The sequence below is a fragment of the Flavobacterium daejeonense DSM 17708 genome (genome assembly GCF_000425425.1).
GTDB classification, from domain to species: Bacteria; Bacteroidota; Bacteroidia; order Flavobacteriales; family Flavobacteriaceae; genus Flavobacterium; species Flavobacterium daejeonense.
The window spans coordinates 175,482-201,661 of record NZ_AUDK01000003.1 but is presented as its reverse complement, the minus strand read 5'-3'; the positions used below and the strand labels follow the sequence as shown (position 1 = coordinate 201,661).

Below are 26,180 nucleotides of genomic sequence, written 5' to 3'. Positions count from 1 at the left end.
CTTTATTTAACCGAAGTGCTTTTGTAGAATTTAGTTTTAACAGAAAATTATATTGTTGGTTTTAAAATCACAAAGGGCACAATGTTACCGGAATAAACTTTGTGCCCTTTGTAGTAAATAGTTTTGAAAACTATAAGTCAAATCCTAATTTCACTCCTAATTTGTTAGCAATGATTTTTGTGATTCTTTGTTTCAATTCTGGTATTTTGATGTTTTCGATAACGGCATTTGAAAAGGCATACATCAACAAAGCTTTGGCTTCTTTTTTAGGAATTCCGCGTTGTTGCATGTAGAATAAAGCCGTTTCGTCCAATTGTCCTACGGTACAACCGTGTGAACATTTTACGTCATCGGCAAAAATTTCCAATTGTGGTTTGGCGTTGATGCTGGCTTTATCGCTCAACACAATGTTGTTGCTTTGTTGGAACGCATTGGTTTTTTGAGCTTCTTTTTCCACGAAAACTTTTCCGTTGAAAACTCCCGTAGAACGATCAGAGAAAATTCCTTTGTAATCCTGGAAACTCTCACAATTTGGCTGCGCGTGATTTACTAAAGTATAGTGATCTACGTGTTGTTTTTCACCAATAATCGTGATACCGTTCAAGGTACTTGTCAATCTTTCACCAAAATGGTAAAAGTTCAGGTTGTTACGAGTTAAATTTCCACCAAATGAGAACGTATGAACCGAAACATGACTTTCTTTTTGTTGAGAAACATAAGTGTTGTCAATCAAATTGGCTTCGTGATTGTCATTTTGGATTTTGTAATAATCTACAATCGCACGTTTTTGAGCAAAAATCTCAGTAACGGCATTCGTCAATACCGGATTATCGCTTAAACTTTGGTGACGCTCAATAATTTGTACATGTGAATTTTCACCTACAATTACTAAGTTTCTTGGTTGCACCATTAAAGCAGCTTCGTTACCAGTTGAGAAATACATGATTTCAATAGGTTTGTCGGCTACTTTACTTTTTGGGATATTAATATAAGCTCCTTCGCTGGCAAAAGCAGTATTTAAAGTTGTTAAACTTTCGTCTTTGCTGGCAATTTTGTTGAAATAAGCATCAATTACCATTTTGTATTTAGGCTTGGTTAATGCCGCAGACATTAAGCAAACATCAATTCCATCATGAGTCGTTGACGAAAGATTCGAACTGAAAATTCCATCTACAAATACAACTTTGTAAGTGTCAATTTCGTGAAGGAAGTATTTTTTTACCTGGTTAAATTCGATTGCGTCTTCTTTTTTAGGAAAAACGGTAAAATCATTCTTAAGAATGGCATTTAACGAAGTATATTTCCAAGCTTCTTCTTTTTTTGTTGGGAAACCTTTTTCTTCAAAGTTCTTTAAAGCCGAAGTTCTAACGTCGTGAAGCTCTGTTTGAACATCTACACGCTCTTCAAAAGCCATGAACGATGAGATTAATTTTTCTTTTAATTCCATTTTATTTAAGTCTTAAAGTCGAAAGTCGAAAGTCATAAAGTTAAAGGCGCGAACCCTTTATCCTTAAATTTTCAAACCTTAGACTTTTGATAAGTATTTAATAAAACCACTTAACAATTTTGATATTTCTGTTACTGATTCTAAAAGTTCTTCGAATTCTTCTTTTGTTATATAATCTAAATCAAATGCCAAATATAATTGAGATCTAACTTCTCCTGCAGATGCTTTTGCAACGTGTAAAAAATAAACAAATTCTTTATCTGTATTTCTTTCAAAACCTTCTGCAATATTTGATGTTATTGAAATAGATGCCCGTCTAATTTGTCTGGCGAAATCAAAATCCTTTTTAAAATTTATATTTTCTGTAATTAGGTATATTCTTTTGTTGAATAGTCTTGCTTTTTGCCAAGAATTAATTTCTTCGAAAGAATTAAATTACCCATTTACTATTTTCTTTAGACTTTTGACCTTCGACTTTAGACTATATTAAGCTTCTTGTTCTTGTTTAATCCAGTCGTACCCTTTTTCTTCTAATTCTAAAGCCAGGCTAGCGTCACCGGATTTTACAATTCTTCCATTGTATAAAACGTGAACAAAATCAGGAACGATATATTCTAATAATCTTTGGTAGTGTGTAATTACGATGATAGCGTTTTTATCGCTTTTTAATTTGTTTACTCCATTAGCAACAATTCGTAAAGCATCAATATCTAATCCGGAATCCGTTTCGTCCAAAATAGCTAATTTAGGCTCTAACATTGCCATTTGGAAAATCTCATTACGTTTTTTCTCTCCTCCTGAGAAACCTTCGTTAAGAGAACGCGATAAAAATTTACGGTCAATTTCTAATAATTCTGATTTTTCACGAATTACTTTCAACATTTCGTTAGCTGGCATTTCTTCCTGACCGTTTGCTTTACGAGTTTCGTTGATTGCTGTTTTCATGAAGTTTGTTACCGATACACCCGGAATTTCAACCGGATATTGAAAAGAAAGGAATACTCCTTTGTGTGCTCTTTCTTCAGGAGCTAATTCAGAAATATCTTCGTTGTCTAATAAGATCTCTCCTTCGGTTACTTCATAGTTTTCGTTTCCGGCAATAATGGCAGAAAGGGTACTTTTTCCGGCACCATTAGGGCCCATTATAGCGTGAACTTCACCTGCTTTTACTTCAAGATTGATTCCCTTAAGAATTTCTTTATCGCCTATCGAGGCTTGTAGATTTTTTATGCTTAACATCTTTGCTTTTTATTTATTCATAATGCCCTTTCAGCGAAAGGATATCTAAAATTTCTATTTTGTTTTCTTCAGTAACTCTATAAATGATACGGTGTTCTTTATTAATTCTTCTTGACCAGCGTCCGGATAATTGATGTTTTAATTCTTCAGGTTTCCGATGCCTTCATAAGGATGTAATTGAATATCTTGGATTAAAGCAGTAATTTTTTCATAATTGCTTTATTTCCGGATTGTATGGTTTCTCTTCAACAATTTCAAAACCAAGCGATTTAGCTAATGACTTTAAAACCGGAAAATCTTTTTTCTTTACATTTTTCAAAATGATGTCCATAACAAATATTTTTTGGTTATCCTACTGAACCTTCTAAACTTATTTCTAATAATTTTTGAGCTTCAACAGCAAATTCCATTGGTAATTTGTTCAAAACATCTTTACTGAAACCATTTACGATTAACGCAATCGCTTTTTCAGTTGGAATACCGCGTTGGTTGCAATAAAAAACCTGATCTTCACCAATTTTTGAAGTCGTCGCTTCGTGCTCGATTTTAGCTGATGGATTTTTACTTTCAATATAAGGGAAAGTATGCGCCCCGCAATTGTTACCCATTAATAAAGAGTCACATTGCGAGAAGTTACGGGCATTTTCAGCTCTTGGGCTAATTTGTACCAAACCTCTGTAACTGTTTTGTGATTTTCCAGCTGAGATACCTTTGGAAATAATCGTCGATTTAGTGTTTTTACCTAAATGAATCATTTTAGTTCCCGTATCCGCTTGTTGAAAATTATTAGTTACCGCAATCGAATAAAATTCACCTACTGAATTGTCTCCTTTTAATACACAAGAAGGATATTTCCATGTAATTGCAGATCCTGTTTCAACCTGAGTCCAGGAAATTTTAGCGTTGGTTTCACACAAACCTCTTTTGGTTACAAAATTGAAAACCCCACCTTTTCCTTCTTTATTTCCAGGGAACCAGTTTTGAACTGTAGAATATTTAATTTCAGCATCGTCCAAGGCAATTAATTCCACTACCGCAGCGTGCAATTGATTTTCGTCACGACTTGGCGCTGTACAACCTTCTAAATAAGAAACATAACTTCCTTCATCGGCAATTACCAAAGTTCTTTCAAACTGACCTGTTCCCGCCTGATTGATACGGAAATAAGTAGAAAGTTCCATTGGACATTTTACGCCTTTTGGAATATAACAAAAAGATCCGTCAGAGAAAACAGCCGAGTTCAAAGCCGCATAAAAGTTGTCTTTTTGCGGAACAACAGTTCCTAAATATTTACGCACTAAGTCCGGGTGTTCTTTGATAGCTTCAGAAATACTCATAAAGATAATTCCTTTCTCAGCTAATGTTTTTTGGAAGGTAGTAGCCACAGAAACAGAATCCACTACAATATCCATCGCAATGTTGTTCATCTTTTTTTGCTCATCAACAGAGATTCCTAACTTTTTGTACATTTCTAAAAGTTCCGGATCTACATCGTCCAAAGTTTTATTTGGATCCACTTTTTTAGGAGCCGAATAATAGGATATTGCCTGAAAATCCGGTTTGGTATATTTTACATTAGCCCATTCCGGTTCTGTCATTTCTTCCCAGGCTTTGAAGGATTCAATGCGCCAGTCGGTCATCCATTGTGGTTCTCCTTTTTTTTGTGAAATGGCACGAACAATGTCTTCATTTAACCCAACAGGAAACGTCTCCGATTCTAAATTGGTGTAAAATCCGTACTCGTACTCTTTCGTTTCGAGTTCGACTTTTAAATCGTCTTCTGTATATTTACTCATTTTGTTTATTTAAAATTGAAAAATTAAAGATGAATATCTCTTCAAAAATTAAAGAGAGAAACTTTCCCCGCAGCCACAGGTTCTGCTTGCATTTGGATTGTTAAAAACAAATCCTTTACCGTTTAATCCTCCGGAAAATTCCAAAATTGTTCCGGCCAGATATAAAAATGATTTTTTTTCTACAGCAATTGTTATGTCATTGTCTATAAAAATCTTATCATCTTCTCCTGTGTTTTTGTCGAACTTTAATTCATAAGATAAGCCCGAGCATCCGCCGCTTTTAACACCTACTCTTACATAATCTGTAGCGGCATCAAAACCATCCTCTTTCATCAAATCGATGATTTTCTTTTTGGCAGTATCAGAAACCTTTATCATTGTTGTGTTGATTTTGTCTAAATTAACTGCAAAGATAAGGCATAAAAATGGTATTCCATAGCGGATAACATTTTTATAACTAATATAGAAATAGATATTATTTATTTTTTCTGTTTGGTAAAAAAAATATTATATTTTTATAACCTGTTTTTTTAACCAGAAAATCTTAAATAATTATGGAAAAGTCTTTAGAAAAGAGAGTAGAGTATGCTTTAAATTATAACGGAAAAGGAAGCGATTACTTTGGAATCATTATTGTTAATTGGCTATTAACGGTAGTTACTTTAGGGATTTATTATCCTTGGGCCAAAGCCAAACAGCTACAATACATTTACAATTCAACCTCATTAAACGATGATTCCTTTGAGTTTCATGGAACCGGAAAGGAAATGTTTAAGGGTTTTCTCAAGGCAATATTAATATTCTTAGTTTTATATGGAGTTTTAGGGCTTTTTATCTATTTAAAAATGCCAATAACAGCGCTTTTACTGTTTTACGTGTTACTAATTGCAATTTTCCCTATTGCCATTCACGGTTCTTATCGTTACCGAATGTCCCGTAGTTCCTGGAGAGGAATTCGTTTTGGATACCGAGGCGACAGGAAAGAATTCACCCTGTTATTTTTTAAATGGATTTTCTTTACCATTATTACTTTAGGAATTTATGGTCCCTGGATGGCTATGAATATGAGAAATTATTTATTAGGAAATGTTCGTTTTGGTGATGTAGAATTTGAATATGACGGTGATGGAACCGATTATTTTGCACTTAATATTAAAGGCTATTTATTAACAATTGTTACTTTGGGTATTTATGGTTTCTGGTGGCAAAAAGATTTGTTTGAATATTATGTAAACAATTTAAGTTTAACCCGAGAAGATGGAAAAATTCGTTTTAATTCAACTGCAACTGGTGGAGATTTTTTTAAATTAATCACATTAAATCTTTTAATTTTAATTTTCACACTAGGATTAGGCTATGCATGGGTGGTTACCCGAACGCTAAAATTTGTTTTCGAACATGTTGAAGCCGAAGGAAATATTAACTTAGACACTTTGACTCAAACAGAGGAAAATTACAAAGATGCAACAGGTGAAGATTTAAGCGATTTCTTAAACTTAGACAGTGTAATGTAAAAATGATGAATAATAAAACTACAGCCGTTTTTTACGATGGTAACTCATCGGTTCCGCAACAAATAGAGTTGTCGTTGAATAAATTAAATGCAACTTTAGAGTTCCAGATGTCCGATGGCACACATTGTAAATGGCTCGTTAAAGATGTTTTTTTTGACAAAAGAGCAACAGGACTCCACTTAAAGTACGGTTCTGAAGTCATACAGCATATCAAGATTAAAGATGACCATTTTATCAATACTATTCATCATTTTAGGAGAGAAAACGGCCATATAAGTTGGTATCAAAAATTGCTGGATTTAGGATTTGCCGCTCATTTTGGTATTGCTCTAGCAATTTTGGGGATTATTGGCTTGTGTTATGTTTATGTAATTCCCTGGGCAGCTGAACAATCGGTAAATTTAATACCTGAGGAATATGATAACAAATTAGGCAACTCAGCCTGGGCAGGAAATGAGTATTTCATGAATGTCGACTCGAAGAAAACAAAATTATTGAATGATTTTGCCAAACAACTAAATCTTAAAAACACTAAAAATCTTAAGTTTATTGTTGTAAAGTCGGATGAAATCAACGCTTTTGCTTTGCCAGACGGAAGGATAGTTGTTTTTACGGGTATTCTCGAAGAAATGAAAAATTATAATGAACTCGTAGGATTATTAGGTCATGAGGCTTCTCATGTTAATAATCGGCATTCAATGAAAATGCTTTGTCGTAGTTTGTCTGGTTATTTGTTTATCTCGGTAATTTTAGGAGATGCCAATGGAATTATGGCAACAATTGGCGACAATATAAATAGTTTCCAATCTTTATCTTTTTCAAGAGAGTTCGAGCGCCAGGCCGATGCCGATGGTTTTAAAATATTGTTAGCAAATAAGGTAAATCCTCAGGGAATGTCTAATTTATTCAAGCGATTAAAACAGAATAATTTTGTTTCGATTCCAGAATTTTTAAGTTCGCACCCGGTAACAGAAAATAGAATTGAGTATATTGATAAAATGGTTAAAAATCAAAAAATTACAACTATAAACCATCCTCAATTAGAAAGTTTATTTGCTAAATTGAAGCAATAATAATTTTTGAATTAAGATTTACAACAAAAAAATCATACTGATTCAACAATGAAACTACAATTATTTAGTAGTTTTATTGTTGAATTTTTTATTTTACAATTTAATGAAATTATATCCCATCGAAACAGGAAATTTTAAATTGGACGGAGGCGCCATGTTTGGAGTAGTTCCCAAAAGCATTTGGAACAAAACCAATCCGGCCGACACCAATAATTTAATTGATATGGCAGCCCGAAGTTTGCTGATTGAAGACGGCAATCGGCTGATATTAATTGATACCGGAATGGGAAACAAACAATCGGAAAAGTTTTTTGGCTATTATTCGCTTTGGGGTTCGCATTCTTTAGACTCTTCATTGACAAAATATGGCTTTCATCGTGATGATATTACTGATGTTTTTTTGACGCATTTGCATTTTGATCATTGCGGAGGTGCTATTCAGTGGAATAAAGATAAAACAGGCTACGAACCAGCTTTTAAAAATGCTAAATTCTGGACGAATGAAAATCACTGGCAATGGGCAACCGAACCCAATTCCAGAGAAAAAGCATCTTTCCTGACCGAAAACATTTTACCTATGCAGCAAAGCGGCCAACTTCATTTTATTCCAAAAAACAGCAGTGATTTTCTGGAAAAATCAGCACTGGATTTCGGGATTTTCTTTGTGGATGGTCATACCGAAAAACAAATGATTCCGCATATTCAATACAAAGGAAAAACCATTGTTTTTTGCGCCGATTTATTACCCACCGCCGGACACATTCCGATTCCTTATGTTATGGGTTATGACACGAGACCACTTTTGACAATGGATGAAAAAACAAAATTCATGCATACTGCCGCCGACAATAATTACTATCTGTTTTTAGAGCATGATGCGCATAACGAAATTATAACAGTACAACACACCGAAAAAGGAGTTCGATTGAATGAAGTTTTTAGCTGTGCAGACATTTTATAAAACAAAAGAGTTCCTGTTTCAGGAACTCTTTATCTGTTTTTTTGGAAAAAAATTAGCTTTACACCAATTTTCGAAGCGACATAATCACACCTACATGAAGTCCTTCGTGAAAATTATTAAACTCCATCGAATCCTGATTGTTTTTTAGTACAAATCCGGTAGAAGTTGGATATTCGTTGAAATTTTGGAACAAATTATTTTCAATATCTTTCTCGGTTTGCGTAACTGTAGCATGCAACAAAGACAGAATTTCGTCAACTTCTTCCTGAGTAGCCTGATGCTCTGTTTTAGTTCCTTTTCTATATTTTTCAACTAATTCTTCCGAAATCATCATTGGCAAACCCGCCAATTTATAAACCAATAACTGCTGTGTCACGATGATATGCGCCACGTTCCAAATCAAATTGTTATTAAAACCTTCAGGAACTTTGTTCAACTGCTCTAAAGTGTAACCCTGAATCAATTTAGAAACCATGTTTCTACTGGTTTTAGTAATCTCTAAAATCTCTTTCATTGTATTGCTTTTGTAAAATTTTGCGTAAAAATACGCATTTAAGCTCGCAAATGATTTTTCTTTGCATAAAAGAATCAAAATTATGACGAATAAAATATATCACTTATCCTCTTGCGACACTTGTCGAAAAATTATCAAATCTTTACCTGAAAACCATAATCTGGAACTTCACGATATCAAACAAACTCCAATTACCGTTGAAGAACTGGAGCAAATACATCAACTTTCAGGGAGCTACGAAGCGCTTTTCAGCAAAAAAGCACAGCTGTATAAATCATTGGGATTAAAAGACCAAAACTTAACTGAAGCTGATTTTAAGAAATATATTTTGGAACATTATACTTTTTTAAGCCGACCTGTTTTTATTATTGATGGCAAAATTTACATTGGCAACAGCAAACAAAATGTTGAAAATGTAATTCAGGCATTGACAAAATAATCTCATTACGAGATATCCTTCTTTAAGCTGCTAACTGAAAACTGACTACTGCGAACTTTTTCCTATCTTTGACCACCTTTTAAAAAATGATATGATACAATCAATGACCGGTTTTGGTAAGGCTACTTTGCAGTTACCAACCAAGAAAATTACCGTTGAAGTTAAATCTTTAAACAGCAAAGGCTTAGACCTAAACGTTAGAATCCCTTCCTTATACCGTGAAATGGAATTAGGTTTACGCACCCAAATTGCCGCCGCACTGGAAAGAGGAAAAGTAGATTTTTCAATTTATATCGAAAATACTGCCGAACAAACTTCGACTAAAGTCAATGTACCTATCGTAAAAGCTTACATCGCACAACTTAGAGAAATTTATATTGATGCTGATGAAACCGAATTGATGAAAATGGCCGTTCGAATGCCGGACACTCTAAAAGTGGAAAGAGAAGAAATTGACTTAAACGAATGGGCTCAGATAAAAAACAGCATCGATGAAAGTCTGAACAACATTCGCTCTTTTAGAAAAGATGAAGGACTTTCACTGGAAAAAGAGTTCCAATTGCGTATTGCCAATATCCGTCAATACATGAATGATACACTGGCTTTAGATCCAGAGCGCATTCAAAATATCAAAGACCGTTTGCAAACTGCAATTTCAGAATTAGAAGCCAACGTTGACCAAAACCGTTTCGAACAGGAATTAATCTATTATTTAGAAAAATTAGACATTACTGAAGAAAAAGTACGTTTGACAAACCATTTGGATTATTTCCTGGAAACCTTAAACGGAACAGAAGCCAATGGTAGAAAACTGGGTTTCATCACTCAGGAAATGGGTCGCGAAATCAACACTATGGGTTCTAAATCCAATCACGCACAAATGCAAAAATTAGTCGTGATGATGAAGGACGAATTGGAAAAAATTAAAGAGCAGGTTTTAAACGTGTTGTAATATATAGCCACGAATACACGAATTAGAATCAATTTGGTTTTAGTGAATTTCACCAAATTATTCAAAAATCATTTGTGAATTAGTGGCAAAAAAACTGAACTCAATTATTCAGCAGACAATGAAAAAAGGAAAATTAATCGTATTCTCGGCGCCATCAGGTTCGGGGAAAACAACTATAGTTAAACATTTACTAAAACAAGCCGACTTAAATCTGGAGTTTTCTATCTCGGCAGCAACACGTGCAGCCAGAGGTGAAGAAGTAAATGGTAAGGATTATTATTTTATCTCTTTGGAGGAATTCAAAAACCATATCAAAAACGAAGATTTCGTAGAATGGGAAGAAGTGTACAGAGATAATTTTTACGGAACTCTAAAAAGTGAAGTAGAACGCATTTGGGCATTGGGCAAAAATGTGATTTTTGACATTGATGTTGCCGGAGGTTTGCGTATCAAACATAAATTTCCTGAAGAAACTTTGGCTGTTTTTGTAAAACCACCGAGTGTGGACGAATTAAAACGTCGCTTAAAAGAGCGCTCTACCGAAAGCGAGGACAAAATCAATATGCGTATTGCCAAAGCGCACGTAGAACTGGCTACCGCTCCGCAATTTGATGTAATTATTAAAAATTATGATTTGGAAGTAGCTTTGGAAGAAGCTACTCAATTGGTAAAAGATTTTGTGAACAAATAGAGTTATTACACAAAGATTCGCTAAGAGAAAACACAGAGATACACAAAAAACTTTGTGTATCTTCCTGAAAGTCTTTGCGAATCTTTGCGAAACAAAATAATATGAAAATCGGACTGTATTTCGGAACCTTCAACCCCATTCATGTGGGGCATTTGATTATTGCTAATCACATGGCGGAGCATACCGATTTAGACCAAATTTGGCTGGTGGTTACACCACACAATCCGTTAAAGAAAAAAAGCACTTTACTGGACGACTACCACCGCCTGCAAATGGTTTTTTTAGCTACGGAAGATTATCCAAAACTCAAACCTTCAGACATCGAATTCAAACTTTCGCAACCAAACTATACCGTGAACACGCTGGTGCATTTGGAAGAGAAATATCCCAGTCACGAGTTTTCCCTGATTATGGGTGAAGACAATCTGAAATCGTTTCACAAATGGAAAAACTACGAAGCTATTTTAGAACATCACGACATTTATGTGTATCCGCGTATTTCGTCAGAAGTCGAAAATATTGAACTTAAAAATCACCCAAAAATACATCTTATCGATGCTCCTGTTGTAGAGATTTCTTCGACTTTTATTCGAAATAACATCAAATCAGGCAAAAACATTCGTCCGTTATTAACCGAAAAAGTCTGGGAATACATCGACCACAATTTGTTTTACAAGAAATAACTAAGCTAAAGCTTCTTTTAATTTGTTAGAAATTATTTCAAAAAAAGAATTCAGATTATTATTTTTTGCCGTTAATAAAAACACATCTACATCAGGCATCTTTTCATTTTCCCACAACAATTTTAATTTATTCTCTTTAATAAATTGATTCGCATTACAATTCCAGGTGATTGCAATACCTGAATTTTTCGATAATATTTCAAGCATTTCGTAAACAGAAGGAATAATATAATTAGCAATCATGGATGGTCTTTTTTTATTAAATGCGTGCAACCAAAACAATTTAATATGAGGTATTCTTGCATCATGGCTATACCATTTTTGCTCATTTAACCATTGCTCTATTTCGGTGAGATTATCTGATTTTAATTTTTCATGAAATGTAGCTACTTCCTGTTGTAGAGAAGTTACCATAACTAATTTAATTTTTCCCACCAATTCATAAACGGTATCGAAAGTATCAAATCGTTTGGAAACAATTGCAAAATCAAGCTTTTTAGAATCTATCAATTCAAAAAGCATCTCATTTTCAGAAAATGTAAAGTCGATAAAATCAAATTTTGAAATCAAACTATTTCCTAAACTGCTAAACAGGTTTTTTGAAATTCCAACAGAGATTAGTCGTTTTGAATTCTGAGCCTTAGATCTAAATCCATTTTCAATATTTTCCAAACGATCCAATGCGTCAATAATTAAGTTGTTAAGTAACTTGGCATATTCTGTTGCCTCAACTCCTTTCGATTTTCGATTAAATAATTTATATCCCACATGTGCTTCCAACATTGCTATTTGTTGACTAACTGCCGGCTGGCTAATAAACAACTCTTTGGCAGCCACTGAAAAATTTCCGTTTTTATACACCGATTTAAAAGTCCTGTACCATTCTAAATTCACCATGATATAAATATTTTTATCACAAACATAGTTTAATTTATTTTTACAAATATCACTTTGGTCGTAAATTCGCCTAAAAATAAATCTTATGAAAAAAATAACATTCTTTGTAATTATAGCATTTACAATATTCAACAGTTCAGCTTTTGCTCAAAAAAAAGTATTATTTGTCCTTACCAGTCATGACAAATTAGGAAACACAGGAGAAAAAACAGGTTTTTGGACAGAAGAATTTGCAGCTCCTTACTATGAATTAGCAGACAAAGGAATCCAAATTGACATTGCAACTCCTCTGGGAGGTCAACCCCCAATTGATCCAAGAAGTGCTGATCCTGCTTCGGCAACTGAAGACACTAAAAGATTGGATGCCGACACTGCATTATTAAACAAACTAAAACACACTCTAAAATTAGCCAATGTAAAAGAAGCTGATTATGATGCTGTTTTTTATCCCGGAGGACATGGTCCGTTATGGGATTTGACTCAGGACAAACACTCTATCAAATTAATTGAATCTTTTTACACCCATAACAAGCCTGTAGCTTTTGTTTGCCATGCTCCTGCTGTACTTAAAGATGTAAAAGTAAAAGGTAATTATTTAGTAAAAGGTAAAAAAATAACCGGATTCTCAAATACGGAAGAAGCTGCGATAGGATTGACTAATGTCGTTCCGTTTTTACTGGAAGAAGTGCTACAAGCTCACGGAGGAATTTATTCAAAAACCGATAATTGGCAACCCTATGCTATAGAAGATGGTTTATTAATCACAGGACAAAATCCAGCTTCTTCAAAACTGGTAGCACAAAAATTATTAGGTCAATTAAACAACAAAAATTAATATGCTCAACTTCGAATTATACAATCCAACCAAACTGGTTTTTGGTAAAGGACAAATAGAAAAATTATCGGAATTAGTTCCAAAAAGCGCTAAAATTCTACTGGCTTACGGCGGCGGAAGCATTTTTAAAAACGGAATCCACCAACAAGTAACCAACAATCTCAAAGGATTTGAAATTGTAGAATTTGGCGGCATTGAACCCAATCCGCATTTTGAAACTCTGATGAAAGCCGTAGCGATTATCAAAGAACAAAACATTGATTTTATTCTGGCTGTTGGCGGTGGTTCGGTAATTGACGGTGTGAAATTTATTTCGGCGGCAGTACATTACAATGGCAATCCGATTGAAATTCTACAAAAAAGAATTTTATTCAAAGAAGGCGAAAATGTGGTGCCTTTTGGAACCGTTCTTACCCTTCCGGCAACCGGTTCTGAGATGAATTCCGGAGCGGTGGTAACCATCGCAGCCACGCAGGAAAAATTAACTTTAGGCGGAAGTGCCTTATTTCCAAAATTCTCTGTTTGCGACCCAACCGTGATTCAGTCTTTACCCAAAAGACAATTACAAAACGGAGTGGTTGATGCCTTTACCCACGTGATGGAGCAATATTTAACTTATCCACACGATGCTTATTTACAAGACAGAATTTCAGAGGGAATTTTGCAAACTTTAATCGAGGTTGGTCCAAAAGTAGTCGAAAATCCAAATAATTACGCTCTGGCTTCTAATTTTATGTGGTGCTGTACCATGGCACTGAACGGATTGATCCAAAAAGGTGTTCCCGGCGACTGGGCCACGCACATGATTGGTCACGAATTAACGGCTTTATACCACATAGATCACGCCCGAACTTTAGCTATTATTGGCCCTAATTTATATCAGGTTTTGTTTGAAACCAAAAAAGCAAAACTGGCGCAATACGGAAAACGTATTTTTAATTTAAACGGTACCGAAGAAGAAATTGCTCAGGAAGCGATTAATAAAACGGTTGCCTTTTTCCACCAAATGGGCATGGATACCAAATTATCTCAATACACCGATGATTATACAAAAACCGCCGATTTTATCGTAAACCGATTTGAAGAAAGAGGCTGGAAAGGATTGGGAGAAAACCAACAGGTTACGCTCGAAAAAGTAAAAGCAATTGTTGAAATGAGTTACTAAAAATACTCTACAAAACACAAAAAAAGGCGTCTACATTTTTTGAAGACGCCTTTTTCATAACACCAAAACTAAATTAACTAATTCTAACAATATTAGAAAAACACAAATTATTTATATACAGAAACTTACAACGAAAAAAAATAAACCTTTATTATAAAAAAATAAAAAAAAATAAAATTTTTTCACCAACAACCACACACTAAAAAACGATTAATCTTGTTTCATTACTGCATTTTTAAGTATTTTTGAATAAATTCTAACAAAAGATGGATCAAAATAAAAAGTTTGCAGTAATTGGTGGCGGAAGTTGGGCAACAGCTATTACAAAAATGCTCTGTGCTAATCTTGATGAAGTGGCCTGGTATATGCGAAATGAATCAGCGATTGAACACATCAAAAAATACAAACACAACCCAAACTACATCAGTTCGGTTGAATTTGACACCAAAAAACTACTGCTAACTAATGATATCAACGAAGCTGTAGCTTATGCTGACTATGTTGTCTTTGCTATTCCTTCGGCTTTTTTAGATGCCGAATTGCAACAACTTAGCGTTTCTCTTAAAGACAAAATTATTTTCTCGGCCATCAAAGGAATTGTTCCGGAAACAAGTTTAATTGTTGGCGAACATTTCCATTTTCAATACGAAATTCCGTATTACAATATCGGTGTAATCACAGGACCTTGTCACGCCGAAGAGGTGGCATTAGAACGTTTGTCATACTTAACAATTGCCTGCGGCGATCCTGAAAAAGCCAAAACAGTTGCCAAAAGTCTCAACAGCAATTACATCAAAACCAAAATTACCGATGACATCATTGGAACGGAATATGCGGCCATGCTTAAAAATATTTATGCCATCGCTGCCGGAATTGCTCACGGCTTGGGTTATGGCGATAACTTCCAATCGGTGTTGATGAGTAATGCCATTCGTGAGATGAAGAAATTCATTCGAAAAGTACACAAAATGAAACGCAACATCAATGATTCGGCTTATCTGGGCGATTTATTAGTAACGGGTTATTCGGTGTTTTCAAGAAACAGAATGTTCGGAAACATGATTGGAAAAGGCTACACTGTAAAAAGCGCCATGATGGAAATGAGCATGGTTGCCGAAGGTTATTATGCCACTAAAAGCGCTTACAAACTCAATCAGGGTTATGGTGCCAAAACACCAATTATAGATGCCGTTCACGAGGTATTATACCAAGGCAAAAATGCCAGAACCGTATTTAAAAAACTGACTGAGAAACTGGATTAATGTCATTGCGAGGAACGAAGCAATCACATAACGAGAGTAACCGCAAATTGCTTCGCCTATTCGCTATCGCTCGGGTCGCAAATTATAATAAGTGAATTTGCGGTTTTGTTTTTATAAATGTATCTCTTTTAAACAAGCACGCAGATTTTGCAGATTTAAGCAGATAAACTATTATAAAAAATCTGCTAAAATCTGTAGAATCTGCGTGAGAATATAATGTTTAGAAAGTGAAAGGATTAGCGCACGAAAGGGATAACCGCAAATTCGCAGATTAATTTCTTAGGATTTGCGATTATTTCTAATGAATAACGAGCATTTTATCAGAAATAACAAAATTGTTTTGGATTTAATTAATTATCAGATCTAAACGCCCAGCTGATTCAGTTGAAAAAAGTTTTTGCATTTGGTCCCTTCTGCATTTTAAAATTAATGTATCTCCTGAATAAATTTCTATTTCCTATATGTCGTAAAAGTCAGGTTTAACATGCATTCGCCCATCGAGATCATATGAGTTTGATGGATTAATCTCAATTTTATAATCTTTAGGATTTTCTTCATTAAATTCATAACCTTTTTCTAAATATTTTTTACGTTTTTTATTAACAGCCTCATTATCAATTTTCACATTAACTGTAATTTTATTTTTTGAGTCATTTACAATCGAAGAAATGTAAAATTTTTCACAAGATATTAAAAAGAACAAAGTAAATATTACAATAACATTTTTATAGAAATTCATAGTATTATTTTAACTCAAATATAAAAAATATACTTACAAAATACTCAATAAAAAAACCGCAAACTCACATTAAAAATCTGCGAATTTGCGGTTATTATTTTTAAGAAAAAGTCTATCTCACAATCACCCCATCTACAAATAAAATAGGCACCTCTTCGGTGTTGTTTTCGTTAATGGAATTCGCTTTAAAGATAAATTTCTTGTCGTATAATGTGTTTCCAATGAAATAAGTCAGCATGAATTCGTTGTTCAATGCCAGAAGACTTTTTTCAATCATTTCAATTTTTATTACTGAAACAGCAGGAACTTCTACAAAAGCATGACGCAAAATTGAGGTCTTCTTCATTTCTCCATCGATAGTCCCAAAAGCTTTAGAAACCACCATCGCACTTTCAATATTGAAATCACTGTCGTTGACTAAATAAGCATACCACACTTTCTCCATAAAATCGTCGCTCCATTCCTGAACAGCGGCAATAAATACGTTTTCTACTTCGGGGATTGTTATGTCTTTTTTCATCGTAGTCAAAAATTATAAAGTCAAAAGTCAAAAGTCCCAAACTTTGAGACTTTTGACTTTTGACTTTCGACTTAAATTATATTATTGATTTAAACTGCTCTAAGAAACGTACATCGTTTTCATAAAACATACGGATATCGCCAATTTGGTATAACAACATCGCAATACGCTCTACTCCCATTCCAAAAGCAAATCCGTTGTATTCTTCAGGGTTAATGCCGCAGTTTTTCAAAACATTTGGATCTACCATTCCGCAACCACCAATTTCTAACCAACCTGTTCCTTTGGTAATTCTGTAATCGGTTTCAGTTTTTAACCCCCAGTAAATATCAATTTCGGCACTTGGTTCCGTAAACGGAAAATAAGAAGGACGCAAACGGATTTTAGATTTTCCGAACATCTCTTTAGTAAAATACAAAAGCGTCTGTTTCAAATCAGCAAAAGAAACCTCTTTGTCAATATACAAACCTTCCACCTGATGAAAAATACAGTGTGAACGGGATGAAACGGCTTCATTACGAAAAACACGTCCCGGTGAAATCGTTCTGATAGGCGGTTTATTGTTTTCCATATAACGTACCTGCACCGACGAAGTGTGGGTACGCAATAAAATATCAGGATTAGTCTGAATGAAAAAAGTATCCTGCATATCTCGCGCCGGATGGTATTCTGGCAGGTTTAATGCGGTAAAATTATGCCAGTCGTCCTCGATTTCCGGACCTTCAGAAACATTGAACCCGATAGTTGAAAAAATATCGATAATTTGGTTTTTCACAATCGAAATCGGATGACGAGAACCAATAGTCACCGGCTCGGCAGCACGGGTCAAATCGCCATAAACCCCTTTAGCTTCTTCCTTACTTTCTAAAGCTTCCTGGATGGATTTTACTTTGTCTTCAGCAGAAGTTTTAAGCAAATTGATTACCTGACCAAATTCCTTTTTTTGTTCGTTAGGCACATTTTTAAATTCAGCAAAAAACTCTTTTAAGATTCCTTTACTTCCTAAAAATTTAATTCTGAATGATTCTAATTCGGCTGTATCATGAGTAGAAAAAGCCTGTGCTTCACCAATATATTCTTTAATCTTATCTATCATTTTCGTCCAATAATTGAGAGTGCAAATTTAAGTAAAAGTTGTGAGTTATGGGTTATGAGTTATGAGTTTTTAAAGCAAATCTAAAATGCTTCGCACGTTCCTATCGCTCGGGTCTACAATCGTTACTCTGCAATCATCAATCAATAAGTTCTTTCCCGATAAAATAATTCACAATGGCTTCCTTCATCAAAACCGATTGTTCCCCGGCTTTTAACGAAGGTAATTGTTCTTTTACTTTGTAATGCGGCCAGCCTTCGGCGTCAAAAAAATCAAATTCGTAATAACCATAAGGCTCCAGCAAACGGCAAATGGCAATATGCATCAGGTTTACTTTTTCATCTTTTTTAAATTCCCGATGTAATTTCCCTAATTCCTGAACTCCAATTAGAAAAATAATGGCGTCCAAATCCAAATCTTCTCCCTGCGAAAATTGGTTTGAAAGTATATCGACGAGCTTTTCCCAACGCTCTTTAAGTTTTATATCTCTTGACATCTTTTGGGTTATGAGTTATGAGTTATGAGTTATGAGTTCATAAAACATAAAATTATTTCCGGCAAAGATACCAACATAATTCTTTTATCTTTGCTCTTTATACTATTCTCTTATTTTATGGGGTTTTTAGATATTATTTTAGGCGCATTACTCGCCTTTGCTTTATACAAAGGAATTGCTAACGGACTTTTTATCGAATTAGCATCCTTTCTTTCGTTGCTGGTTGGGGTTTATTTTGCCGTAAAATTCTCGGTTGTTACCAAAGATATTCTTGCCAATCACGTTCACTGGAATCCAAACAGTATTCAGATTTTTGCCTTTATCCTGACTTTCTTAGCTGTTGTTATTGGCATTCATTTTTTAGCCAAAATCCTAACCGGACTGGTTGATTTTGCTTTCCTGGGATGGATTAACAAATTAGGCGGAGGATTATTTCGGGTGCTAAAAACCGTTTTAATCGTGGGGATGATTTTTACTATTTTCGAAAAAATCAATCACAATCATTTTTTTGCTAAAAAAGAAACACTGGACAAATCCATATTTTACTATCCGATTCAAAAAACAGCCGTTTTTATGTATCCTTCCATTGCAAAATGGTACGGTGATTTGAAAAAAAGTGATCAGTAATCCGTATTCAGTGTTCAGTCACCATTAACAGAAATCTGCAATTTATTTCACTTCCCGAATGGCCTCATTGTCAATCCAGCCTTCGGTTCCGTCAGTTAATTGTACTTTTTTCCAATTATCAACAGTTTCTTTGACAAAAACTTTGGTTCCTTCGTGCAACACCACGACATCCGCACCCATTTTTTGCGGTTCACTTTTTACTTCGGTCATTTCGGCAAAAACAATCGCCGGTCTTTCCTTTTTAAAATAACTTTTTTCAAAAGCAGCCGAAGAAACACTTATCGCTACAGCTACTAACATTACAAACATTCCGAAAAAGAACAGCCTTTTATTTAATGTTAAAGCTGAAAAATAATAGCCCAAAAAACAGATTAAAAACAATACCGAAAAAGCTACGGCAATCCACGCCCAACTGTTGTAATGATACATTCCTGTAAAATCACGCAATAACTTGGCAAAACCTACTTTTGGAACCACTTTGATTTCGTCAACGGTGCGTTTTTGAGCAAATTTTAAATTATTCTGAATATCGCCATCATTCGGATTCAAAACCAGAGCTTTTTCATAATTATAAATAGCCGGCGCAACCTTGTTAAGTTTATAATAGCAATTTCCTAAATTAAAATACAATTCCGCCGAATGCTGCTTAGTACTCAACACCGAATTATAAGCAGCAATCGCCTGTTCGTATTTACCATTTTTATACAGCTCATTTCCTTTGTCAAAAGCTTCCTGAGCAAAGAAAAACTGACTTACCAATAATAATATATAAAGTATCTTCTTCATTATTTTGTGTTCTTTGTGTTTAAACAAATTAAGAAAGTTGTTTTTCCAAATCAGAAATTATCATAACCGCTTTTTCATAATCATTATGAATTGTCGCACTCGACGAAGGTGCGTATCTTGCAATTTCACAGTTTTCAGTCAGAGCAATAAACTCGTTTACTGATTCCGGATTTGCTTTTTTAGACAACAAAATTTCTTTGATATTTTCCTTACTCATTTCAGAAGTTTCGATATGTAATTTTGCTTTTAAGAAATTGTGCATCGCTTTTTCCAAAGCCACATAAAACGGTTCTTTGTTGTTAATTTGTTTTTTAGCTTCCGATAAATATTTCTTCGCCAGTCGGTTATTTCTCTTGATTCTGTTCCCCACAACATCGCCGTCAATCGCTTCTTTTTTCTTCTTAGCCAATACAATTATTGGTAACAATCCAAAAGGAATCAGCAATAAGCTATAGAATAATTTAGATCCAAAAAAATCTTTAGCCTTAATTGGTTTCAAATCGGTTTTCAATTTGATATACTGAAATTGCTCATTGGCAACCACCTTGTTTTTAGCCACTCCGGAATTTGGTGTAGCACTTGCCACAGCCGTTGGACCGTCAAGCACTTTGACAATAATTTCCTGAGAACTTACAGTTTTATACCTTCCTGAATTTAAATCGAAATACGAAAACTGCATTGGTTTGATAGGATATTCCCCTTTGTATTGCGGAATAATCGTATAACTGTCGGATATTTTTCCGGACATTCCGGAAAGTGGTGTATTCACTTGCTCATTATGCACCGCATCATACATTTCGAGTGCATTAGGGACTACCGGTTTAGGTAAATTGAATAATTTTAAATTTCCTTTTCCGGCCACACTTACCACTAAATCCAGACTTTCTCCACTTTTCAGAACGGTTTTACTTGGAGCTACTCTAAAATCAAAACTACCTACTGCACCTGTAAAATCTTCCGGTTTTCCGGCTTCAGGCAAAGCTTTTACAGCAATAGTTCTGGCTCCGGCCGAAACTCTTTTACTGTCTTCCTTCAACAACATTTGTCCAAACATATTTCTACGATTCGTAGGTAACTCAACATCAATATCCATCGAAAGTGGTTCTATGGATAATTTTCCGGATTTTTGAGGATATAAGACCGTTTTTTTCAACACTACATAACGAAACTTTTCGCCCTTGAACATGCCTTCTTCAGGAACTAATTGCCTGATTTCAATATTCTGACTCCAAAAATCATTGTATTTTGGTTTACTCAATTCTCTAAAATTCTTAATTCCGATATTGTAACTAAAATACAGTTTGTAAACTACCGTTATAGGCTCATTTACATAAGGATTGGTTTTCGAAATATCGGCAACCAAATACAAATTGTCATCTACAGAAACACTAATATCATTTGGATCTTTAGGCTGTTCGACAGCATTAGTAACGGTTACTCTAACCGGAGACGTTTTATACACCTGACCATTGTACTCAATAGTTGCCTGTTTAATTAACAAACTTCCTTTTCGTTCCGGCATCAGATAATAGGAATAGATTTTTTCAAACGAACTTTTTCCATTAATCCAGGACTGACTTACCTGCTGACTCGGCCCTGCAATAACCCGAAAACCCTCAAAAGAAGGTTCGTCAAAATTATCTCCGTCAATATTCATCACAAAATCAATACGAAGTCTTTCGTTAAGACCCAACGTGTTCTTGCTTACCTTAGCCTCAAAATGCACCTGAGCCCAAAGTCCCTGAAAACTTAACAGTAGTACAATTAAATATCTTTTCATCGAATTGTTTAAATAGTTTAACTGCTTAATTGTTTAATCATTTCTGTAAATACAAAAAGCGATTAAACGATTAAACTAAATTTTACCAATCTTTATCGGTTTGAACAGGTCTTCCTTTTTCTTTTCTGGCTTTTACTTTATCCTGAATTTTCTTTTCTTCATTATTTACCGCATCCAATAAATTCTCTAAGCGGTCTTTAGAAATTCCACCCGGTTGTGGTTTTGGCTGCTGATTTTGATCCTGTTTGTCTTTACCGTCTTTTTTATCTTTATTAGGATCGTTTTTGTCTTTGTTTTTATCGTTTTTATCCTTGTTATCCTTATTCTGATCTTTGTTATCCTGATTATTTTTGTCTTTGTCCTTATCCTTGTTTTTATCTTTATTCTTATCGTTTTTGTCCTTATTATCCTTAGGCGGATTTTCTTTCAGCATTTTTTTGGCTAAGGCAAAATTATATCTGGTTTCTTCATCATCCGGGCCGTTTCTCAAAGCATTTTTATACGCTTCTACGGCTTCTGTATAATTCTTCTCCTTCATAAACACATTCCCTAAATTGTGATAAGCCTTGTGTTTTTGAACTCGCGAACGGGCATTTTTTAGTGCTTTTGCGTAAGCATATTTAGCTTCTGAAGCTTGATTTTGCTTATAAATTGCATTTCCTAAATTGTAAGGCGCCACAGAACGATTAGGAAATTTTGAATTTGATATTCTGTAATCCGCTTCTGCCTCTGCATATTTATTTTGATCATATTCTTCATTAGCTTTAGGCAGGGTCTTATCTTTTTGCTGCGCCATAGCAGTTCCCAATCCGATAAAAAGGAAAGTAAAAAAAGTAAATCCGTATTTGCTACAATTCTCCATTTTCATTTTTTTATGTTCTTTCTCTAAACCGAGAAATGCCATTTATTTTTCTTCGTTAAATAAGTTTAACTTCTTCACCCAATTGGTTTTTTTCTCCAAAAGGAAAATATCCACAAACAACAACAGAAAAGCAAATCCTAAAAACCACTGAAATTGAGATTCAAAATCGGCCATTTGTGTCGATTCAAATTCGGTTTTTTGAATATTATCCAAGGTTTTTTTGATGTAATCCAATACTTCTTTGGTATTATTTCCATTTACATAACCGCCTTTTGTTGCTTTGGCAATTTCTTCAAGCCCAGACTGATTTAACTTAGTTACTACTACCTCATCATTTTTATCTCTCTTGTAACTTTGAACCACTCCGTTTACTTTTAACGGAATCGTTCCTCCTTTTTCAGTCCCGATTCCTACCGTAATAATGCGCATTCCCATTTTATTGGCTTCTTCGGCAGCGGCTTCGGCACCTTCCGAATGGTCTTCTCCGTCCGAAAGCATAATCACCAATTTGGAAGTTTTACTTTTATCATCAAAATAAGTTCCTGACAATCTGATGGCTTCATCCAAAGAAGTTCCCTGTGAAGAAACAATATCAGTATTCATGCTTTGCAAAAACATCTTAGCCACGCTGTAATCGGTCGTGATAGGCAAAACCGGGAAAGCGCTTCCCGCATAAGCCACAATTCCAATGCGGTCGCTTCCTAACTGATTGATAATTTGCGAAACAATTTGCTTGCTTTTCTCCAAACGATTTGGAGCAACGTCTTCTGCCAGCATACTTTTAGAAACGTCCATTGCAAAAACAATGTCGATTCCTTCGCGTTTTACCGTTTCTAATTTGGTCCCGATTTTTGGATTGACTAATCCGATAATCAAAGCTAATAAAGCTAACAAAAGAACGATAAGTTTTAAAACTGGTTTAAAAACCGAACGTTCGGGACTGAGTTTATTGATGATTTCCAAATCGCCAAATTCCTTTTGTTTTTTCTTCTTCCAATACATATTCATCAGAAAAAGTAAAACCACAAGAGGCAATACAATCAGTAAGTACAAATATTTTTTTTCGTCTAATTCCATAATAATTTTTGATTGTTGATTAACGATTTTTGATTGTTGAAGTACCAAATCAAAGATCAAAAATCGTTAATCTTCATTCAATAAATCTTTTTATATAAAGCTTCTGTAAACTGTATTTCGCAATCCAATTTCGATTAAAACTAAAATACCGGCTAACCACACAAAAGGGCGGTATTTTTCATCATAATCATAGAATTTTAATTCCTGTATTTCGGTTGTTTCCAGTTTGTTGATTTCGTTATAAATCTCTGCTAATTTGCTGTTACTCGTTGCTCTGAAATAAGTTCCGTCCGTTTTGGCAGCGATACTTTTCATCAGTCTTTCATCGATTTCCACCTTCATCATTTGGAACAAAAATTGTCCGTTTGGGGCTACTGCATAAGGAAACTCCGCCATTCCGTTAGTCCCAATTCCGATGGTATATACTTTTATACCGTATTGTTTGGCGATATCAGCGGCTGTTTCCGGCTCGATAAATCCGGCGTTATTTACTCCGTCCGTCAATAAAATAATCACTTTACTCTTAGCCTGACTGTCTTTTAATCGGTTTACGGCTGTTGCCAATCCCATTCCGATTCCGGTTCCGTCCTGTAAAACATTATCATATTTAATACTTTCAATTGCCTGCTCTACAATGGCTTTATCACTGGTTACGGGCGTTTTAGTATAAGCTTCAGAAGCATAAACCACTAATCCAATTCGGTCATTAGGTCGTTGTTCAACGAAATCAGTAGCTACTCTTTTTAAAGCTTCCATACGGTTAGGCTTTAAATCTTTGGCCAGCATACTTCCCGAAACGTCCACTGCCATTACAATATCAATTCCTTTAGTTGTTTTAGTTCTATTACTAATATCTACTGTTCTGGGTCTCGCCAGTGCCACAATTAAAGAACTTAAAGCCAAAAGACGCAATACATTTAAATAAGGTTTTAGCTTTGCTAAAGTGGATTGTTTGGTTTTAAAACCTTTTATCGAACTTACTTTTAAAGTTGCCGATTGCTGATTTCTTTTTAAAACCAGCCAAATAATAGCCAATGGAATTAAAAGAAACAACCAAAAAAACTCCGGATTTAAAAAAGTTATTTTTGCCATTATCTGCCTTCATTTTTTAATTCAACGGAACTTAACACTCTTTCCGAAATTTCATTTGCATACTTGTCTCCTTCCTGATGTAAAATCAATATCTGTTGTAAACCACCTTCCTGGCTAAACATCAAAATTTCATAATACATTCTTTGCTGATCATTAGTTATCGGACTTACTCTGGAGAAAGTTCCATAAGCTTTTAAGCCCGTAATTCCCTCCTTGGTCTCATAGTCTTCCTGTTTCACAATCATATTTTGCGCACCTTGGGACTCCATAGCCTGTAATGAACCATCCATCGATTTTTTCAAATCTATTTGTCCTTCTTGTTTGTACTTGAAAGTTGAAACCATCAAATAAAAATCATCAATCAAACTTCCATAAACAAAAGATTGCATTTCTTTAATTAATGCCATTCCCTCTTTAGGCAAGGATTTTGTCAAATCGGTACGCACTAATACTTTAGGCGTTTCTATCCGAACGGCCGGATTTCCATATTCACTTTTTACCCACTCGCCTTCTAATAATTCTTTTGACGGATGACCGATAAGATTGTCTTTTACATAATCAAATCCTCTGGTTGCCATCAAATAAAAAGTAGTGGCTAACAATAAAAAAAGAACAGAAGCTACACTGATAACAATGCGATTGTTCCTTTTTTTCTTTAACTGCAGTGCAATTTGTTTTTGCCTTTGAACTTCATTCAGTAAAACATCTTCTTCCTCCGGAATTTCAACCGGAATCGAACTATCCAGTGTTAAAATCGCTTTTTGGATTTTATTTTTATCCTCGGTAATTTCATATTCCAAAGGTTTTGATTTGGCAAATTTTACTAAATCGGCCTGTTTTAAAACCCTTTCCAGATTTTCAATAGTTTCAGGAGAAAGTGTCATTTTCTTTTTGACCGAAGCCGCTCTTAATCCTGCAATCAATTCAGATGTGGTACTTTCCATTGCCGGAATTTCAATGGCTTCTTCGATATAATTTCGGGCAATATCGGTCAGTTCGCTATAATATTCCTTTATTGCTCCTTTTTGCCAAAGCTCTTTCTTTTCCAGATTATTCAACAAACTGGTTGCTTTTTCAATTGGTGTTTTATAAACTTCTTCTTCTATTTTTTTCTTTTGCTTATGCTTTAAGAAGAAATATACCCCCGCAGCAATTATATGAATAAGCAAAAATCCCAAAAGATATTTCCACCAATTACCTATTGAATCATTAGCCGGCTGAATATCTTTAATATCATACATTTTTTGCTTTAAAGTATCCACGGGAACATTGGCCACCTCAACCGCAATCGAATCACTCAAATACGGTTTGTTGTTTATTACGATTTTCACAGCCGGAATCACATAACGTCCGGAATCAAACTGAGTCAGTCCGTATTTCTTGATTAATTCGTATCGATCATTGTTTTTTACCGTATCGATAGGATAAGACTGGATTACTTCTAATTTCCCAAACGATTTTAAATTTGGAAAAACAACCTTAGACAAGGTATCTACCGAGGTTTTTAAAGTCAGTTTGAACTCGGCTCCAATTTTATTTTTAGTGGTATCGATACTTGTTTCTACTCTTTTTTGAGCAAAAATGGCCGTAGAAAACAGAAATAATAAGAAGAATATTTGTTTTTTCATTATATTAATTTT

30 protein-coding genes are annotated in these 26,180 nt (G+C 34.7%); 11 read left to right on the top strand and 19 right to left on the bottom strand.

From position 1 onward, the window contains the following. Positions 1-130: 130 nt before the first annotated feature. The 7 genes from sufD to H599_RS0104320 form a co-directional block, all read right to left on the bottom strand. Complete coding sequence (gene sufD / locus H599_RS0104340) at positions 131-1,447, bottom strand: Fe-S cluster assembly protein SufD (protein ID WP_026713006.1); 1,317 nt, start codon at positions 1,445-1,447, stop codon at positions 131-133. A 78-nt stretch (positions 1,448-1,525) separates the two neighbouring features. Then, positions 1,526-1,864, bottom strand: coding sequence for a four helix bundle protein (locus tag H599_RS20510; RefSeq protein ID WP_081810504.1), 339 nt, complete (start codon positions 1,862-1,864; stop codon positions 1,526-1,528). 69 nt (positions 1,865-1,933) lie between these two features. After that, positions 1,934-2,686, bottom strand: coding sequence for a Fe-S cluster assembly ATPase SufC (gene sufC, locus H599_RS0104335; protein ID WP_026713005.1), 753 nt, complete (start codon positions 2,684-2,686; stop codon positions 1,934-1,936). A gap of 13 nt (positions 2,687-2,699) precedes the next feature. After that, the gene (locus H599_RS21160) at positions 2,700-2,792 is read right to left on the bottom strand and encodes a hypothetical protein (RefSeq protein ID WP_245600490.1); all 93 of its coding nucleotides are present in this window, start codon (positions 2,790-2,792) and stop codon (positions 2,700-2,702) included. Positions 2,793-2,894: 102 nt separating this feature from the next. Continuing rightward, positions 2,895-3,017, bottom strand: coding sequence for a hypothetical protein (locus tag H599_RS21315; protein ID WP_262493880.1), 123 nt, complete (start codon positions 3,015-3,017; stop codon positions 2,895-2,897). Positions 3,018-3,033: 16 nt separating this feature from the next. Continuing rightward, a complete protein-coding gene (gene sufB, locus H599_RS0104325; protein ID WP_026713004.1) occupies positions 3,034-4,482 on the bottom strand; it encodes a Fe-S cluster assembly protein SufB in 1,449 nt (482 codons plus the stop codon). Positions 4,483-4,530: 48 nt separating this feature from the next. After that, positions 4,531-4,860, bottom strand: a complete 330-nt coding sequence (locus H599_RS0104320; protein WP_026713003.1) for a HesB/IscA family protein — start codon at positions 4,858-4,860, stop codon at positions 4,531-4,533. A 176-nt stretch (positions 4,861-5,036) separates the two neighbouring features. On the opposite strand from H599_RS0104320, the gene H599_RS0104315 reads away from it, so the two are divergent. From H599_RS0104315 to H599_RS0104305, 3 genes are all read left to right on the top strand, one after another. Beyond that, positions 5,037-5,996, top strand: coding sequence for a YjgN family protein (locus tag H599_RS0104315; protein ID WP_026713002.1), 960 nt, complete (start codon positions 5,037-5,039; stop codon positions 5,994-5,996). A 2-nt stretch (positions 5,997-5,998) separates the two neighbouring features. Further along, the gene (locus tag H599_RS0104310; protein ID WP_026713001.1) at positions 5,999-7,069 is read left to right on the top strand and encodes a M48 family metallopeptidase; all 1,071 of its coding nucleotides are present in this window, start codon (positions 5,999-6,001) and stop codon (positions 7,067-7,069) included. A gap of 103 nt (positions 7,070-7,172) precedes the next feature. After that, a complete protein-coding gene (locus H599_RS0104305) occupies positions 7,173-8,030 on the top strand; it encodes an MBL fold metallo-hydrolase (protein ID WP_026713000.1) in 858 nt (285 codons plus the stop codon). Between the two features lie 58 nt (positions 8,031-8,088). Here H599_RS0104305 and H599_RS0104300 read toward each other — a convergent pair whose 3' ends face one another. Beyond that, positions 8,089-8,544 carry a DinB family protein gene (locus H599_RS0104300; RefSeq protein WP_026712999.1) on the bottom strand — a complete coding sequence of 152 codons (456 nt, stop codon included), beginning with the start codon at positions 8,542-8,544 and terminating at the stop codon, positions 8,089-8,091. 82 nt (positions 8,545-8,626) lie between these two features. On the opposite strand from H599_RS0104300, the gene H599_RS0104295 reads away from it, so the two are divergent. From H599_RS0104295 to nadD, 4 genes are all read left to right on the top strand, one after another. Next, positions 8,627-8,983: an arsenate reductase family protein gene (locus H599_RS0104295; protein ID WP_035141149.1), complete on the top strand. Its 357-nt coding sequence runs from the start codon at positions 8,627-8,629 to the stop codon at positions 8,981-8,983. Positions 8,984-9,074: 91 nt separating this feature from the next. After that, entirely contained in the window at positions 9,075-9,935 is an 861-nt protein-coding gene (locus tag H599_RS0104290; protein WP_035141148.1) for a YicC/YloC family endoribonuclease, read from the top strand. A gap of 118 nt (positions 9,936-10,053) precedes the next feature. Further along, positions 10,054-10,626: a guanylate kinase gene (gmk, locus tag H599_RS0104285; RefSeq protein WP_026712996.1), complete on the top strand. Its 573-nt coding sequence runs from the start codon at positions 10,054-10,056 to the stop codon at positions 10,624-10,626. Positions 10,627-10,727: 101 nt separating this feature from the next. Beyond that, positions 10,728-11,309 (top strand): nicotinate (nicotinamide) nucleotide adenylyltransferase, encoded by a 582-nt coding sequence (gene nadD, locus H599_RS0104280; protein WP_026712995.1) that lies wholly within the window; start codon positions 10,728-10,730, stop codon positions 11,307-11,309. Here nadD and H599_RS0104275 read toward each other — a convergent pair whose 3' ends face one another. Further along, positions 11,310-12,206: a LysR family transcriptional regulator gene (locus H599_RS0104275; RefSeq protein ID WP_026712994.1), complete on the bottom strand. Its 897-nt coding sequence runs from the start codon at positions 12,204-12,206 to the stop codon at positions 11,310-11,312. It lies immediately after the preceding gene. Positions 12,207-12,291: 85 nt separating this feature from the next. On the opposite strand from H599_RS0104275, the gene H599_RS0104270 reads away from it, so the two are divergent. The 3 genes from H599_RS0104270 to H599_RS0104260 all read left to right on the top strand — a co-directional run bounded on the left by H599_RS0104270 (position 12,292) and on the right by H599_RS0104260 (position 15,468). Next, positions 12,292-13,041: a type 1 glutamine amidotransferase domain-containing protein gene (locus tag H599_RS0104270; RefSeq protein WP_026712993.1), complete on the top strand. Its 750-nt coding sequence runs from the start codon at positions 12,292-12,294 to the stop codon at positions 13,039-13,041. A gap of 1 nt (position 13,042) precedes the next feature. Then, a complete protein-coding gene (locus H599_RS0104265; RefSeq protein WP_026712992.1) occupies positions 13,043-14,206 on the top strand; it encodes an iron-containing alcohol dehydrogenase in 1,164 nt (387 codons plus the stop codon). 266 nt (positions 14,207-14,472) lie between these two features. Then, complete coding sequence (locus tag H599_RS0104260; RefSeq protein WP_026712991.1) at positions 14,473-15,468, top strand: NAD(P)H-dependent glycerol-3-phosphate dehydrogenase; 996 nt, start codon at positions 14,473-14,475, stop codon at positions 15,466-15,468. A 457-nt stretch (positions 15,469-15,925) separates the two neighbouring features. Here H599_RS0104260 and H599_RS0104255 read toward each other — a convergent pair whose 3' ends face one another. The 4 genes from H599_RS0104255 to H599_RS0104240 form a co-directional block, all read right to left on the bottom strand. Then, positions 15,926-16,207, bottom strand: a complete 282-nt coding sequence (locus H599_RS0104255) for a hypothetical protein (RefSeq protein ID WP_026712990.1) — start codon at positions 16,205-16,207, stop codon at positions 15,926-15,928. Positions 16,208-16,319: 112 nt separating this feature from the next. Next, positions 16,320-16,727 carry a hypothetical protein gene (locus H599_RS0104250; protein WP_026712989.1) on the bottom strand — a complete coding sequence of 136 codons (408 nt, stop codon included), beginning with the start codon at positions 16,725-16,727 and terminating at the stop codon, positions 16,320-16,322. A 76-nt stretch (positions 16,728-16,803) separates the two neighbouring features. Continuing rightward, positions 16,804-17,823, bottom strand: coding sequence for a phenylalanine--tRNA ligase subunit alpha (gene pheS / locus H599_RS0104245; protein ID WP_026712988.1), 1,020 nt, complete (start codon positions 17,821-17,823; stop codon positions 16,804-16,806). Between the two features lie 136 nt (positions 17,824-17,959). Then, positions 17,960-18,316 (bottom strand): hypothetical protein, encoded by a 357-nt coding sequence (locus tag H599_RS0104240; protein WP_026712987.1) that lies wholly within the window; start codon positions 18,314-18,316, stop codon positions 17,960-17,962. A 90-nt stretch (positions 18,317-18,406) separates the two neighbouring features. On the opposite strand from H599_RS0104240, the gene H599_RS0104235 reads away from it, so the two are divergent. Next, a complete protein-coding gene (locus H599_RS0104235) occupies positions 18,407-18,943 on the top strand; it encodes a CvpA family protein (protein WP_316930435.1) in 537 nt (178 codons plus the stop codon). Between the two features lie 42 nt (positions 18,944-18,985). On the opposite strand, the gene H599_RS0104230 is transcribed toward H599_RS0104235, so the two are convergent. The 6 genes from H599_RS0104230 to H599_RS0104205 form a co-directional block, all read right to left on the bottom strand. Beyond that, positions 18,986-19,729, bottom strand: a complete 744-nt coding sequence (locus H599_RS0104230; protein ID WP_026712985.1) for a tetratricopeptide repeat protein — start codon at positions 19,727-19,729, stop codon at positions 18,986-18,988. Positions 19,730-19,757: 28 nt separating this feature from the next. Next, the gene (locus H599_RS0104225; RefSeq protein WP_026712984.1) at positions 19,758-21,509 is read right to left on the bottom strand and encodes a BatD family protein; all 1,752 of its coding nucleotides are present in this window, start codon (positions 21,507-21,509) and stop codon (positions 19,758-19,760) included. A gap of 82 nt (positions 21,510-21,591) precedes the next feature. After that, entirely contained in the window at positions 21,592-22,371 is a 780-nt protein-coding gene (locus H599_RS0104220; protein WP_026712983.1) for a tetratricopeptide repeat protein, read from the bottom strand. Positions 22,372-22,413: 42 nt separating this feature from the next. Then, positions 22,414-23,448, bottom strand: coding sequence for a VWA domain-containing protein (locus H599_RS0104215; protein WP_026712982.1), 1,035 nt, complete (start codon positions 23,446-23,448; stop codon positions 22,414-22,416). Positions 23,449-23,538: 90 nt separating this feature from the next. Next, positions 23,539-24,540 carry a vWA domain-containing protein gene (locus H599_RS0104210; protein WP_026712981.1) on the bottom strand — a complete coding sequence of 334 codons (1,002 nt, stop codon included), beginning with the start codon at positions 24,538-24,540 and terminating at the stop codon, positions 23,539-23,541. Beyond that, positions 24,540-26,168 (bottom strand): BatD family protein, encoded by a 1,629-nt coding sequence (locus H599_RS0104205; RefSeq protein WP_026712980.1) that lies wholly within the window; start codon positions 26,166-26,168, stop codon positions 24,540-24,542. The genes H599_RS0104210 and H599_RS0104205 overlap by 1 nt, the downstream gene beginning before the upstream one ends. Positions 26,169-26,180 lie beyond the last annotated feature (12 nt).